Origin of the sequence: Enterocloster clostridioformis, from assembly GCF_020297485.1 — a bacterium.
Lineage (GTDB): Bacteria > Bacillota > Clostridia > Lachnospirales > Lachnospiraceae > Enterocloster > Enterocloster clostridioformis.
Window position 1 is genome coordinate 1,819,229 of record NZ_JAIWZC010000001.1, and the last position, 14,479, is coordinate 1,833,707.

The following is a 14,479-nucleotide window of genomic DNA, read 5'->3' on the forward strand; positions in this document are numbered from 1 at the left end:
TAGCAAATGAAAATTACAACTTAGTGACTGTAAAAACGAATTTCAAAACAGGCTCCGGCGCCTTGCCTGTTACTGGCCCGTAACGTACCGTTCTGACGTTCAATAATTTCTTTTGCCAGTGCAAGCCCAATTCCAATGCCTCCCTCATGAGCATTATGGCCACGATAAAACCGCTCAAAAAGATGGGGCATATCCTCCTTTAGAAAACCGTCCCCCTCATCCCAAATCATGATATCAGTGTAGAGAGAATTCTGTTCATACGCGCAGTGAACAACTCCGCCTGGATTATGTTCCATACAATTTTTCATCAAATTTATAACAGCCTCCATTGTCCAGTCCAAATCGGCAGTAACTGCCATCTCGCCCAGTTCCGGAATATCAACAGCAGTTCCTGTTTCTGTCAATAGTTCCTGTAAATTATCTGCTGCAAGGACAAGTACAGTAAAAACATCAACAACCTCCTTTTCAAGAACCAGCGTCCCTGCATCAAGGCGGGATATAACAAGCAGGGCTTCCTCCAAATGACTAAGACGGAGAAGCTGCTTTTGTATTTGAGCCAACTGATCTTTCCTTATTTCTTTTTGCATTGTCTGCACAGATAAGGAAATTGCAGTAATCGGTGTTTTTATTTGATGTGCAATATTGGATAGATTTTCCGCAAACTTATTTTTCACCTGCACAGCTGTTTCTTTTGTTTGATAGAGATATGTCACAGTCTTATAGATTTCATCCTCTAATTTTGAAAAATCGTCCTCACCGGTAGAAGAAAGGATAGCGGCTTTTCCTATATTCGCCTGTTCCAGATATTCTGCCAAAGCCCGAATACGCATGCATTCCCTTTGATTTCGATAAAATAAGGTGATCATTAAAAGCAAGAAACCAATCAATCCCCCTGCCGTCACAAATAAAACCTGTTTCCTATACGTCAAATTGGAAAAATCAGAAACCTGGTAACCTAACACAGATAAAACATTATCCTTCGCTGCACTATCTGCATTTTTGCTTGTATATTCCTTTAATGCGGCTGAAATGATGCTTTCTGTTTCTGGCTCCTGCTCTAACACTTCCCCACAAACAGCATTCAGCAATCTAAATTGAAGCCGGCTGTCATAGTTAGATATCATCATAACAGAAAGCGCCGAAGTTATGAGACTGACAGACAGTACAAGTCCTATTGTGGCCAATATGTTTTTCTGCCTGCTCATATCGTATCCTCCATGCTGTATCCCACGCTTCTGACTGTTTTTAAACAGGAAGGCTGATGTAATTTATCCCGCAGACGCTTCATTGTGACTGTAAGAGTGTTATTATTCACATAGTTTCCATTCACATCCCATACCTGCTCTAAAATTTTTTCCCTGGTTACAGTCCGGCCTTTATTCTGCATCAAATACAGAAGCAGTTGGTATTCTGCCGCGCTCAAACAGATTTCCTCCAACTGACAGGAGACGGTTCTGCGGTTCTGGTCAATTAAAATCCCATCACAGGAGAGATACGGTTCTGCCGCATAATGAGTTCTCCGAAGTAAGGCCAAAATTCTTGAGTACAATACTTCCAATTCAAACGGTTTTACCACATAATCATCCGCACCGTTTTGAAAGCCTGATACAATGTCATGGGAATCCCCTCGTACGGTAAGGAAAATGATGGGAAGTTCTTTCCAGTTGCTGCGAATCCATTTGCATAAACTGTCTCCATGTCCATCCGGCATGTTCCAATCTAACAGAATAATGGCCGGCACATGTTTTTTTAAAGCCTGTTTCATTCCTGCAAGTGTTCCGCATATTGTTACCTTGAAATTTCTATGTTCTAAATATTCTTTTACAATCATAGCGATGTTCGGATCATCTTCGGCATAATATAATTCAGTCATCTTTTTTTCCACCTTGACTTTTTATATCTATTATATCAGAAAAGTATTACAACTCAGTGACCAATTTGCCCGTAAACAGGAAAAGCTGCTGATATGTTCCCATTACCTTTTTATAGTATCACCTGAAACATACAATAATATAGGGGGGCACAATCGGTTTGTATAAAAGCATGGTGATTCCTGCATTAAGACCACCTTTGATTAAGTTGATGGGTAAAAATGCGGGGAGTAATAATTCCACCACGGCTTCTCTTGGATACCCCATGTAGAACGGGGTAATTAAATCTTCCGTTTTCTTCATTTGCACCATCCTTCACCGGATTGGAAACTAAATGGCATATAGCATAAAAATTATAGCAAATTTCTGATTATCTTTGCATTAGTTGGCAAATGTCGGTTTGGCCTGGAATCACGGGCTTTTCCGTCAGTTTTCATTATGGAAGATACACGGCATAACTCGGCATTTCCAAGCCTCATTTTGCAATCAACAATCGTAAAAAGGTAGTAGAATTGGGCTTTACTACTAAGCTGCGAGCCTATCCATTTCAGCCTTTGCAGAAGCGTATGTTGCGTATGCGTAACCAGTCTCGCTGTCCCGGAGAAGCTGATAATCCACATTGATCTGCCGGTTGACAAAATCAAGATTGACCGTCAGTCCGCAAAATTCGGAGACACGTAGGCCGGTTCCCAGAAAAATAATGATCTCGTCACGATACTTCCAATAGACCGGATTGCCAGCAGCGAAAGAAAGAAGACTGTCCTCCTGCTCCTGGGTCAATGCGATCTTTTCCTCTGTGTCTTCCTCCAGGACAGTATCCAGGGCGAAGTTGAAAGGTTCCTCCGCTAACTTGCAAACGACTCTCTTAAAACTATGATTGGGGTTATAAAATTTTCCTTTTTCACCCCGGCTTTCAACAAGAATGGTTCCTTAGAGGCGCCTTTACAGATTGGGTATATTGATTTACAATCTGATAATCTTGTTTTATTCGAACAAAATAATTATAATGCAATTTGTGGAGGTATACTATGGATTATATGACATTGAAAGAAGCAGGCGAAAAATGGGGTGTTACCCCGAGATGGATAAATTATTACTGTGCCGCAGGCCGTATTCCCGGTGCCATGAAAATAGCGACAATCTGGTTAATACCCAAAGAGGCCAAAAAGCCGGTTGACGGCAGGACAAAGCAAGGAAAGGAGCAAAAGCATGAATAAAATACTTTTGCTGGAAGATGATGTAAGTCTGATTGATGGTTTAGTCTACTCTTTGAAAAAGAATGGATTTGATATTGAAGTCGCCCGTACTGTGCGTGAAGCATTCCAATATGAGTTAAACCAATACGACCTGCTCATTTTGGATGTAACGCTCCCAGACGGAACAGGATTTGATGTCTGTGAAAAAGTGAGAAAAGAAAATCAGCAGATACCAATTATCTTTTTAACCGCATCCGATGAAGAAGTCAGTATCATCCGCGGACTGGACAGCGGCGGAGATGATTATGTCACAAAACCTTTTAAATTAGGGGAGCTATGTTCCCGTATTCGCGCCCTGCTACGCAGAGCCAGAGTATCTGACGGAGAGAACGGTTCTACTATCGTCTGCGGAGACATTTCGATTGATCTTTTGGGCAGCCGTGTATCCTTAAAAGGAAAAAACCTTGATTTAACAAGCGCTGAATATCGTCTGCTTTGTCTAATGATTCGGAATGCGAACCGCATTGTTGCCAGAGAAGTTATTCTTAACGAGTTGTGGGATGCCACAGGAAACTTTGTAGATGACAATACCCTGTCAGTGTATGTGCGGCGGCTCCGTGAAAAGGTGGAAACAGAGCCCTCCCACCCAGAGCATTTAATAACGGTTCGTGGATTCGGCTACCAATGGAAAGAGGTATCTATATGAGCTTTTACCGCGATAAACAGATTAAAGGCTTTTGTTCTTTCTTAATCATATACTCTCTATTACTTCTTATCGCAGGATTTTCTTTGGGCATGAGCCAGATTCATCATGTAAAATCATTGTATCTTACGCATGATGAAGCAATGGCATCTTCCCTTTTAGAACAGGGCGTATCCCGGGGTGTGATTGCTGTTGCACTCAATAATTCAGAAATCAGCGAGGCTGGACGGAGCCTGCTGGTCTCTGTTGGTATGGACAATCCGGTTCAAAATCGTATGTCACCTTTTGTCAGCCGCCTGCAAAAGGATATGTTTGGTTCCATTTTGGCGGCTGTTGTTTTTTTTATACTGATGCTCGCTGTTGGGACATTCATTTTCTTTTGGAAAAGGAAGAACCTGTATCTGCGAGCAGAGCAGGTGTTGACCAACTATATCAATGGGGATTACTCCTGCCATTTGCCGCAAAATCACGAAGGCACAATTTTCCAGATTTTTTCTTCAGTGGAACAGCTTGCCACGATGTTACAGTCCAAGAGTGAAACAGAGCATCAAACAAAGGAGTTTTTGAAGGGCACTATATCCGATATATCACACCAATTAAAAACACCTCTGTCCGCTCTTGCCCTGTACCAGGAAATCATTGAAGCAGAACCGGAAAATACCGATACAGTGAGACAGTTTGTTGCTAAGATGGGGGTATCTTTAAAACGCATGGAGCAGTTGATACAATCCATGCTCAAAATAACCCGTTTAGATACAGGAACGATTATATTTGAAAAGAATGCTTGTGTTGTATCAAAGCTGATTGCACACTCCATCAATGACCTGACCACCAGGGCCAGAAATGAAGACAAGAAAATTGTGCTGGCCGGTGACAGCAGCCAAACGCTGGTCTGTGATATGGAATGGACGGGAGAAGCCATCGGGAATCTTGTTAAAAATGCGATGGAGCACACGCAACCAGGTGGAACAATTGAAATTACATGGGAGCGCACTCCGGTTATGCTTCGGATTTTTATTTCCGACAATGGCGATGGTATTGCACCAGAGGATATACACCATATTTTTAAGCGTTTTTACCGTAGTAAACATTCACTGGATACACAGGGGATTGGACTGGGGCTTCCCCTCGCCAAGTCAATTATTGAAGGGCAAGGCGGCATCATCTCTGCAAAAAGTGAATTATACCAGGGCACGACCTTTACCCTCTCCTTTCTTACGGAAATGTAAGGTCAAATTCACCTCATTGTAAGCTATCCCTGCTATCCTTAAGGGAAAGGAGGTATTGATACCATGGAAATTCTGAACGTGCATGATTTGTGCAAGACATACGGAAAAGGTGAAGCGAAAGTAGATGCCCTAAAAAATGTGTCTTTTTCGTTGGAAAAGGGCGAGTTTGCCGCTGTATTAGGAGAATCCGGCTCTGGCAAGAGTACCTTGCTGAACTGTATCGGAGCATTGGACGCTCCATCTTCTGGTCATATTTTAGTGGACGGACAAGATTTGTTTTCCATGAAAGAGGAACAGCGCACGATTTTTCGGCGGCGCAATATCGGATTTATATTCCAGTCCTTTCAGCTCGTCTCAGAGTTAAATGTAGAGCAAAATATCATGTTCCCGCTCCTTCTGGATTACCGCAAGCCTGATTCCGCCGTCATTAGTAATCTTTTGGACTTGCTTGGCTTGACAGAGCGCCGCTACCATCTGCCGAACCAGCTTTCCGGTGGCCAACAGCAGCGCGTTGCGATTGGACGGGCCTTAATTACCAGACCCAAGCTGATTTTAGCTGATGAACCAACGGGAAATTTGGACAGCAAAAACAGCCAGGATGTCATGGACTTACTTCTACAGGCGGCCCGGCTCTATCACCAGACAATTTTGATGATAACTCACAACAAAAACCTGACAGCATCGGTGAACCGGGTGTTCCAGGTATCGGATGGCATTCTTACGGATTTGGGAGGGAGCATGAATGAAACATTATCATGATCTGGTTCCTATATCCGCAAAAATTCATCGGAAGCAAAATCGGATGTCTATTTTTTGCATCGTTTTATCCGTATTCCTGGTAACTGCCATATTCGGCATGGCCGATATGTTCGTGCGCAGCCAGATTTTACAGGCTCAAATAGACGGCGGGAACTTCCATATTGGCATCCGCAACCTTACTGCGGAAGATGCAGCACTGATTGCAATGCGCCCTGATATAAAAAGTACCGCACGTTATGGTGTCCTTAATTACCGGGGCAAGGACGGATATCTTTTATCCGGAAAAAACGCCATTGTGATGGGAAGCGATGAAGCCTGGATTACGGATATGCAGGTAAATAATGTCGTAGAGGGAAATTTTCCTCAGACTATAACAGAGGCCATGGTCACAGAGAACACCAAAAAGCGGCTGGGGTTTCAGCTTGGAGACCAAATTACCATAGATACGTCTGCGGGCAGCCAACTGCATTATACGATTTCTGGGTTCTGTAAAGATGCCTCTAAAACAATGAGCGAGGACTCTTATGGAATCTGCCTCACAACAGACGCTTTCCGTGCCCTATTCACTGGTGTAAACAGTGATAAGCTGGAAGATTACGGCATGATGCTGTATATTCAATTCACAAACCCCTGGACGGCGCGGCAGGCAATCGCTGAATTAAAAGCTGCCTACGGTCTTTTGGACAAACAGGTTTCAGAAAATACCAAGCTGCTTGGAATGTACGGGCAGAGTGACAGTTCCTTTATGCTCTATACCTATGCCGCGGCCGGTGTCCTGTTTGTATTAGTACTGCTTGCAGGCATTATGATGATTGCCAGCAGTTTAAACTGTCATGTGGCCCAGCGATTTGAATTTTTCGGCCTAATGCGCTGTATCGGCGCAACTCCGAAACAGGTCATGAAGCTGGTCCGTAAAGAGGCTCTTGGTTGGTGCCGGCTTGCGGTTCCACTGGGAATTCTTGTCGGCATTGTGGTAATCTGGAGCTTATGTGCTGTGCTGCGGATACTCAGTCCGGAATACTTTAGGGAAATGCCTGTGTTTGGCCTTAGCATTCCCAGTATTCTTGCCGGAGTCCTGATTGGATTTTTGACTGTTTTATTGGCGGCGGGTTCTCCTGCAAAAAAGGCAGCAAAAGTGTCACCTCTGGCGGCTGTTTCCGGTATTACAAACAGCTTTCAGTCCGCTAAAAAGGCGGCAAATACAAAATGGTTCAAAATCGACACCGCTCTTGGCATCTATCACGCAAAAGGCAGCAAAAAAAATCTGATTTTAATGTCCGGCTCCTTTGCCTTGAGTATTATCCTGTTTTTGTCTTTCTCCGTTACTGTAGAATTTATGAACCATTCCCTAACTCCACTCCGTCCCTGGACTGCGGATTTATCTATTATTAGTTCTGACTTTTCCTGTTCTGTAGGAAGCCATTTATTAGAGGAATTGCAGGAAAGCCCCGTGGTCAAAGCTGCTTATGGCCGAAAGTTTGCATACGATGTTCCGGTTACTGTGAATGGCATGGAGACAAAGGTGGATTTGATTTCCTATGAGCAGCGGCAGTTTGGCTGGGCAAAAGAATATTTGTTAAGCGGATCCATTGCCGAGGTCCAAAACGAAGAATCAACCGGCTTCATTGTCTTTGAGCCAGAAAACAAGATACAGGTTGGCGATGTGGTAACAATCCATAAAAATGGACAATCGCAGGAAATGAAAATTTCCGGTATGCTCTCTACTTCCCCTTTTTAAAACGCCAATGATACAGGAATAATCATCTGCTCAGAGCGTACGTTTCAGCAGATTACAGGAGCCATGGACTATACTATTTTGGACATACAGTTGACAAAAGAAGCAACGGCTGAGGATGTCCATGCCATTCAGCAAATGGCAGGAACTTCCTATACATTTTCTGATAAACGGATGAGCAGCCAAAGCACAATGGGAACCTACTATTGCCTGTGGCTGTTTATCTATGGATTTTTAGTGTTAATCGCAATAATCACAATTTTCAATATTATCAACAGCATTTCCATGAGTGTATCCTCAAGGACAAGGCAGTATGGTGTGTTTCAAGCCATTGGACTAAGTAGAAGGCAGCTCGGGAACATGATTGTTTCTGAGGCGTGTACCTACACCTTGAGCGGCAGTATAATTGGAACAATATTGGGGTTGTTCTGCAACAAGCTTCTCTTTAATATGATGATAAGTTCCCACTGGGGAGATATTTGGACCATTCCGTGGACAGAGTTGGGAATTATCCTTTTGGTGATGCTGCTGTCTGTTGCTCTGGCTGTGTATAGACCGATTCAAACAATCCAGAAAATGTCTATCATAGACACAATCAGCGCGCAATAAAATCTTATGCAATACCTTGAGGAAGCTGTCGCATCAATGATTAGGAAATCATAGATGGGACAGCCCCCTCTCTTTAACACTTTTTTCTATAGCTTTGGAATATTCAAATCAAACAGACTCGCCAATGAAAACCAAGAACCGTCATCCGCATAGTGAACAAGGGTAGCGTAAGCACTTCTTGTTACAAAACGCCCTTCAGGTGAATGATTCGCGCACACATGCACCACTTCTTCAGGCAGTCCACAGGTGATTGCGATGTAAGTTCCATAAGCCGGATGACGCACATTGGGGGCTCCTGTTGTCTTTTGGTTTTCTCCCCAGCGCTTTCTGTTCTCAGGATTATATTCATAAGGCTTGCCTACATCGTGAAGGAGTGCGCTGGCTATTAATATGTCTTTGTCCAGTCCTAAATCCATTTCATAAGCCCTGGATAGGTTTTCATACAGACTTAGCGTATTGTATCCAACCGCGCGGATGTGCATACTCTGGTCTCCCAGCGCACTGGCCTCGGGCATACCGGAGCCTGGCATTTCCTCAATATGTTTAAAGCCGTTGATCTGTAACGCATACGTCCATGCATCCGCGGTCTTGTTTCGCAGTTCCTCATTCTGAATATCCATAATCTGAGGAAGTGTCTTAAAAACACCCTCCCGTATTTCCTGATCAAGTTCAATCGGTATCATATCACAACTTCCTTTCCTTTAATAAATATTTTATTCTTTTTACATAATCAAATTAGGTAACCATGTGGTAAGCGGAGGACAATAGGTCACTATCAGCAGCGCAATAAAATTAACTGCCAGCAGCGGAAGCATTGCCTTTGTAATCCTTTCAAATGAAAGACTGCTCACATTTGACAGAGCAAACAACACCATACCTACGGGCGGAGTCAACATACCTATTGTAATATTCAGGATGCAGACAATTCCAAAATGCAGCGGATCAATACCAAAGGATGCAATGACCGGCATCAAAATCGGTACCAGGATCACAAGAGCAGCAAGGCTCTCCATAACCATTCCCACCAAAAGTAAAAAAATATTAATAACCAGAAGGGCGATGAATTTATTTGTAACTACGCTCAGGAACACGGCTGCCAGCTTGCCTGGTATTTGCTGTGCAGTAATAATGTATCCAAATGCATTGGCACAACTCACAATAAAGAGTACGCTCATAGCGCTGGTAAGAGTATCGTCCATGATTCCGGGCAGATCTTTCCACTTCAGATCCCGTGTCAAAAAGCCCTGGAGAAGCGCGTATAACACAGCTACCACCGAAGCCTCTGTAGGAGTACAGATACCTGTTATGATCCCTCCCAAAATAATAATTGGCGTCAGCAGCGCAGGGAAAGATGTGACGAAGGATCTGCTCAAATCCCGGAATCCTCCAAAGGGTGTACGGGGATATTCCCGCTTCTTAGCCGCTATATACACATATATCATTTGCACAACCGCCAGACAACATCCTGGCAAAATACCCGCAATAAACATTTTTCCTACAGATACGCCACTGGCCACACAGTAGACCACACCCGATATGGTAGGAGGAATAATCGGCCCAATGCAGGAAGATGCTCCAGTAATAGCCACTGCAAACTCCTCATCATAGCCATTATCCTTCATAGCTTTAATTTCGATGGCTCCCAGGCCTCCGGCATCAGCCACCGCCGAACCGGACATTCCTGCAAAAACCACAGACGCCAGTACATTGGCATGCCCCAGACCTCCAGGAATCCAGCCTATAGTCTTCTTACAGAAGTTAAAAATCCGATCCGTCACTCCGCCCCGGTTCATAATATTACCTGCCAGTATAAAGAAACTCAAGGCCAGCAGCGTAAAGCCGCTGGAGCCCTGTACAGCTCGGGAAACGATCATGTTCAGGCTCTCCCCATACACCATGGAATAGATAATAGAGCTGCACAGCATGCAGTAGGCAACGGGCATGCGTATGATCATAAATCCAAAAAAGCATAAAAATAACAGTGCCATCCCCCATTACCCCCTTTCTCTCAATTCCTTGTTTATACAGCGGAATACCTCAAGCAGACGCAGCAGGATGTAACAGGCCGCCAGTATGAACCCCACTGTAATAAAACAGTAGATCCAGCTTTGTTTCATCCAGGGAATCGTATTCATCTGAATATTTTTTTTAAGAGTAAATTTCCAACTATATTTAATCATGTAACAAGTACAAAACAGCATGATGCCGTTAGATGCCAGATCAAACAGCCATTGCACGGGACGCGGGACCTTGTCGTAGACCAGGGATAATTCCGTATGCTGCTTCTTATGAAAACAATAGCCAATCCCCGCAAAAGCCAGCGTGCCCTGCATCATAGTAATTACCTCATCTGTCCAGATGATTGGATTATTGAACGCAAAGCGCATGATCACATGCAGGGACAGCACTAACAGCATGAATGTCATCACAGCTATAAAAAACGTCCTCTGAACATGATAAACTATGCTTTCTAACTTCTTTACCATACCGCACTCCTTTTTTTGTGAAATTGAAAGCCAGACAAGGCCGGCTTTCTCCGGCAGAGCTTACATTGCCTGAATCGCCTCATACATGCCGTCAACCCACTGATCTTTAAACTGGTCGTACATAGGCGCAATCTTTTCACGGAAGGATTCAATATCAGGTTCTACGATTTCACAGTATTTTCCAATCTCTTCAATATATTCCTGTTCCTGCTCGATCGCCTTGGTATTATGCTCCTTGGCAACTTCCTTGGCGCAGTCATACATAATATCAATCTGCTCCTGACTCAGCTTCTGCATAGCCGTATCGCTCATGAAAATACTCAGCATCTGAAACTGGTGATAGGTCAGGTTAAGATAATCCTGAACCTCATAGAACTTCATTGCAGAAATGGAAGCAGGAGGATTCTCCTGTCCGTCCACAGTGTGCTGCTGAAGCGCCAAATAGGTCTCGTTGTACGCAATTGGCGTAGGAGAAGCACCCAGCTGGGTAAATGCAGCAATTGGAAGGGGTTCATTGGCCGCGCGCATCTTTAATCCGGCCAGGTCATCGGCGGTTTTCAGCGCCTTTCCCGAAGTGGTCATCTGGCGGGCCCCATAATACAGATCTGCAAGAATATTTACGTTACATGCCTCTGCCAGACCGTCAACTAAAGTCTGATGGGAATCACTTTCGTAAAATTTCATCATGTGATCCAAATCCCTGAACATGTAAAAGGCTTCTACAATAGTAAATGGTGTATAACGTGACGTATACTGGCCCGTGGCAGAAATATATAAATCCACATCTCCCTCTGAGCAGGCTTCTGCAAGTTCTGTATTAGTTCCAAGTGTCTCGCTGGGATATACGTCAATATGGATTGCGCCTCCGGATCGTTCTTCCACCAACGCGGCAAAGTTCTCCGCAGAAGTGTTGAGCAGATGCTCGGTAGACTGTGTATGGCCCAGGCGGAGCGTAACTGTTTCTGTGCTGGCCGCTGCCCCTGAATAAGCTGTTTGCGCCACTGCCTCTGTCTGTGCCGCAGCTGAAGCTCCAGTTGAATCATTCTTGTTGTCTGACGAAGTACCGCAGGCTGTCAATGACATGGCTAAAACAAGTGACATCGTAACTCCCATAACCTTTTTTAACTGTAATTGTTTCATAATGTCTCTTCCTTTCCTTTTTATCCTTTTATTATGTCTTTTATTCCTTCACCAATAGCTGGCTGCCTGTTTTTATGCAGTTCTTCATTCCGGCTATTGGTATAAAATCAAAGCTATCATCTCAAGGGGAACATCGCCCGCATTTTCTATTGCGTGTCCTTCTCCGGCTCCGGTAAACGTAACATTCCCCGCTGTTACGGTCCGGATGACACCGTTATCATTAAATTTACCGACTCCACTTAAAATATAGTATGTTTCAGATTCATTTTCGTGGATATGATAGCCGATTCCTGCCCCCTGATTAACAGTAGTATGTGCAAAAATCCTCCCTTTACCATACATATCCTCCTCTCCATTTAACAGGGAACGCACTGTTATCTCCCCTACCCCATGGAAAGGAGCCGGTTTGCTTTCATATGGAACTTCCTCTTTTTTTCTGACCATTGTATCTCCTCCCGTTTTTGATAAGCATAATATATTCTTATTGCATGCCTAAAGTATACAACATGATTTTTAGTATTTCAATAGCATATTTGCTCAGATTTTAAATATATTTTTATGCATTTTCACCTAAATATATCCCTGGCGATGTGGGAACTTTTCACAAATCCTCTTTTTATGGTGATTTTCAATCTTGTATAATAGTAGAAATCGTCTTATAATAATCATGTTGTATACTTATTGTTTCTTATTTTAAAACCATATTTTGAGAAAAGAAGGGGTTACTTATGCCAAAAACCGGAAATCGTGATTTAAAAAATCATGCCTATCAGATAATAAAAGAGCGTTTGATCAACTGTATTTATGAGCCCGGTTCTTTCATAAATGAAAGTCAGCTGGCAACGGACCTTGGTTTAAGCCGTACGCCTGTCCGTGAAGCCATCAACCGACTTGAATCGGAAGGGCTTGTAAAGGTCATGCCTAAAAAGGGGATTTTCGTGTCAGATATTCAGCTCAGTGATGTCCTGCAGATTTTTCAGGCCAGGATTGAGATCGAGCCGGTAGCGCTCGGCATGGCAGCCCCTCATTTACCGACAGAGGAACTGTTGCATTTCCGCAATACCTTTTCCCGGGATTTTCCTGACATTCAAAATGCCTTTCGCCTGGATACGGCCATGCATCTTTTTATCATTGAGTATTGTGGAAACCGATATATTATTGATATGATGCATAAATTGTTTGATGATAACACAAAAGTGGTCATTGCAAGTAAACAGAACAGAGTGCAGATCCATGATGCCCGTTTAGAACATCTGGATATCATCAACACTTTGATTGACAAAAATTATGAAAAAGCCGCCATATTAATGAAAACGCATATCGAAACCTGCCGCCGTGCCGCACTGGATTATTTTTATTCGATGGAATCCTGCAATACCATTTCACCGGAGACATATAAAAATCATCTGAAAATATTGTAAGGGGATTTTGTGCTGCCAGATCATACTTTCTATCCGCCAATGGAATTGCTTATCCTGGAAAGCTTCGCGGACCGCTGTGCCAAAATCACCGGACAGACCAGATTTTTTCATACCCTGCTTCAATATAAAGTGCCTGCTAAAATAATCGTGGAAAAGCTTACAGGGCGGACAAATACCCTGGTGTATGATGATGCCGGTCTTCCATCCCTGATGGTAAGGATTCCTTGTTTTTGTCTGGAACAGGTGATCCCCCATGCTGGAAATGCCGTTCACCCCATGTTTCAGACATCCCGGGGCCAAGTGCAATATGTCTGGCTCTCTAAATATCAGAATATCACGAAAAAGTGTGCTTACAGTCTTCCGGACCAGGGTCCCAGAAATTTTATCAGCTATGATGAAGCGTTAGAATGTTGCCAGGCCAAGGGACCGGGCTGGCAGGCGCATCGGCTTTCGCTGCGCCTGGATCCCGGATGAGGATATTGCTATCTGAAACGTTCTGTCTCCATTACAAACGTATCCCCGGCCGTGCAGCCTCCGTCCACAAATACAGTCTGTCCCGTCATGTGGACGGAGCCAGGTGAGAGCAGCATAATCACAGGCGCCACCAGCCATTCTGTTCTCCCTGCGCAGCCCCGCGGTATACTCTCAATCCGCTTTTCATATGATCTTGGATTCTCTTCAATCTGTTTCCTGTTAATATCCGTGACTATCATTCCGGGCGCCACTGAATTGACATTAATGCCCTGTTGGGCCCATTCAATTGCCAATGCCCTGGTAAAGCTGTCCACCGCGGCCTTGCTGGAGGCGTAGGCTGTGTAGTATGCCTTCCCTTTGACAGTACTGAGGGAGGAAATATTGACAATACGGCCTTTCTTTGCTCTTAGCATATAGACTCCCGCATATTTACAGCAGATTGCCACTGATGTAAAGTTTGTGTCCATAACCTTCTGGAAATCACTGAGCGTCATCTTCTCCAGGCTTTCAATTATATTCATTCCTGCTGCATTTACCAGTCCGTCAATTCTTCCAAAATGCCGGTCAATCTGTTCCATTGCCGCTTTTACAGCCTCCTCATGGGTCAGATCCGCAATAACACAGAGTATGTCCTTTTCTGTGGATAAATTCGGGCAATGAAGCGCCTCCAGAACTTTTTCCCGGCTTTTTGCTCTTCTTACAACAGCCGCCACCCTGCCGCCCAAATCCCGGATCGCCCGGCACAGCTCCAAACCGATACCTCCTGCGGCTCCTGTAACCACGATCACCTGGCCTCTTATACCATACAACTGATCCAATGTGTAACTCATCTGTCAATTCCTCCTTATTCTATCTG

Annotated in this window: 18 protein-coding genes; 8 read left to right on the forward strand and 10 right to left on the reverse strand. The window is 44.0% G+C overall.

Annotated elements, in window-relative coordinates; all coding sequences use genetic code 11:
* Positions 1-20: 20 nt before the first annotated feature.
* The 4 genes from LA360_RS09105 to LA360_RS09120 all read right to left on the reverse strand — a co-directional run bounded on the left by LA360_RS09105 (position 21) and on the right by LA360_RS09120 (position 2,651).
* Complete coding sequence (locus LA360_RS09105; protein ID WP_057572054.1) at positions 21-1,205, reverse strand: sensor histidine kinase; 1,185 nt, start codon at positions 1,203-1,205, stop codon at positions 21-23.
* Positions 1,202-1,873, reverse strand: a complete 672-nt coding sequence (locus LA360_RS09110; RefSeq protein ID WP_022200736.1) for a response regulator transcription factor — start codon at positions 1,871-1,873, stop codon at positions 1,202-1,204. Before LA360_RS09110 ends, LA360_RS09105 begins: the two co-directional genes overlap by 4 nt.
* A gap of 118 nt (positions 1,874-1,991) precedes the next feature.
* Positions 1,992-2,174 (reverse strand): hypothetical protein, encoded by a 183-nt coding sequence (locus LA360_RS09115; RefSeq protein ID WP_022200735.1) that lies wholly within the window; start codon positions 2,172-2,174, stop codon positions 1,992-1,994.
* A gap of 222 nt (positions 2,175-2,396) precedes the next feature.
* The gene (locus tag LA360_RS09120) at positions 2,397-2,651 is read right to left on the reverse strand and encodes a tyrosine-type recombinase/integrase (RefSeq protein ID WP_330411399.1); all 255 of its coding nucleotides are present in this window, start codon (positions 2,649-2,651) and stop codon (positions 2,397-2,399) included.
* Between the two features lie 248 nt (positions 2,652-2,899).
* Between LA360_RS09120 and LA360_RS09125 the strand changes: the two genes are divergently transcribed.
* From LA360_RS09125 to LA360_RS30325, 6 genes are all read left to right on the forward strand, one after another.
* Positions 2,900-3,088: a helix-turn-helix domain-containing protein gene (locus LA360_RS09125; RefSeq protein WP_057572057.1), complete on the forward strand. Its 189-nt coding sequence runs from the start codon at positions 2,900-2,902 to the stop codon at positions 3,086-3,088.
* Positions 3,081-3,773: a response regulator transcription factor gene (locus LA360_RS09130; protein WP_112482995.1), complete on the forward strand. Its 693-nt coding sequence runs from the start codon at positions 3,081-3,083 to the stop codon at positions 3,771-3,773. The genes LA360_RS09125 and LA360_RS09130 overlap by 8 nt, the downstream gene beginning before the upstream one ends.
* The gene (locus LA360_RS09135) at positions 3,770-4,999 is read left to right on the forward strand and encodes a sensor histidine kinase (protein WP_089775141.1); all 1,230 of its coding nucleotides are present in this window, start codon (positions 3,770-3,772) and stop codon (positions 4,997-4,999) included. Before LA360_RS09130 ends, LA360_RS09135 begins: the two co-directional genes overlap by 4 nt.
* A gap of 63 nt (positions 5,000-5,062) precedes the next feature.
* A complete protein-coding gene (locus tag LA360_RS09140) occupies positions 5,063-5,758 on the forward strand; it encodes an ABC transporter ATP-binding protein (RefSeq protein ID WP_057572060.1) in 696 nt (231 codons plus the stop codon).
* 43 nt (positions 5,759-5,801) lie between these two features.
* Positions 5,802-7,496, forward strand: a complete 1,695-nt coding sequence (locus LA360_RS09145) for an ABC transporter permease (RefSeq protein WP_330411397.1) — start codon at positions 5,802-5,804, stop codon at positions 7,494-7,496.
* 63 nt (positions 7,497-7,559) lie between these two features.
* Complete coding sequence (locus LA360_RS30325) at positions 7,560-8,102, forward strand: ABC transporter permease (protein ID WP_330378439.1); 543 nt, start codon at positions 7,560-7,562, stop codon at positions 8,100-8,102.
* Positions 8,103-8,188: 86 nt separating this feature from the next.
* Here the strand turns inward: LA360_RS30325 and LA360_RS09150 are convergent, their stop codons facing one another.
* The 5 genes from LA360_RS09150 to LA360_RS09170 form a co-directional block, all read right to left on the reverse strand.
* The gene (locus LA360_RS09150; protein WP_057572061.1) at positions 8,189-8,785 is read right to left on the reverse strand and encodes an HDIG domain-containing metalloprotein; all 597 of its coding nucleotides are present in this window, start codon (positions 8,783-8,785) and stop codon (positions 8,189-8,191) included.
* A gap of 39 nt (positions 8,786-8,824) precedes the next feature.
* A complete protein-coding gene (locus tag LA360_RS09155) occupies positions 8,825-10,090 on the reverse strand; it encodes a TRAP transporter large permease (protein ID WP_057572062.1) in 1,266 nt (421 codons plus the stop codon).
* A 6-nt stretch (positions 10,091-10,096) separates the two neighbouring features.
* A complete protein-coding gene (locus LA360_RS09160; RefSeq protein WP_057572063.1) occupies positions 10,097-10,588 on the reverse strand; it encodes a TRAP transporter small permease in 492 nt (163 codons plus the stop codon).
* 60 nt (positions 10,589-10,648) lie between these two features.
* Positions 10,649-11,728, reverse strand: coding sequence for a sialic acid TRAP transporter substrate-binding protein SiaP (locus LA360_RS09165; protein WP_057572064.1), 1,080 nt, complete (start codon positions 11,726-11,728; stop codon positions 10,649-10,651).
* Between the two features lie 93 nt (positions 11,729-11,821).
* Positions 11,822-12,172, reverse strand: coding sequence for a cupin domain-containing protein (locus LA360_RS09170; RefSeq protein ID WP_002595742.1), 351 nt, complete (start codon positions 12,170-12,172; stop codon positions 11,822-11,824).
* 284 nt (positions 12,173-12,456) lie between these two features.
* On the opposite strand from LA360_RS09170, the gene LA360_RS09175 reads away from it, so the two are divergent.
* A complete protein-coding gene (locus LA360_RS09175) occupies positions 12,457-13,149 on the forward strand; it encodes a GntR family transcriptional regulator (RefSeq protein ID WP_057572065.1) in 693 nt (230 codons plus the stop codon).
* A 39-nt stretch (positions 13,150-13,188) separates the two neighbouring features.
* Positions 13,189-13,623 carry a hypothetical protein gene (locus LA360_RS09180; protein WP_057572066.1) on the forward strand — a complete coding sequence of 145 codons (435 nt, stop codon included), beginning with the start codon at positions 13,189-13,191 and terminating at the stop codon, positions 13,621-13,623.
* An 8-nt stretch (positions 13,624-13,631) separates the two neighbouring features.
* Here the strand turns inward: LA360_RS09180 and LA360_RS09185 are convergent, their stop codons facing one another.
* Positions 13,632-14,453, reverse strand: a complete 822-nt coding sequence (locus LA360_RS09185; protein ID WP_112482993.1) for an SDR family NAD(P)-dependent oxidoreductase — start codon at positions 14,451-14,453, stop codon at positions 13,632-13,634.
* Between the last annotated feature and the right edge of the window lie 26 nt (positions 14,454-14,479).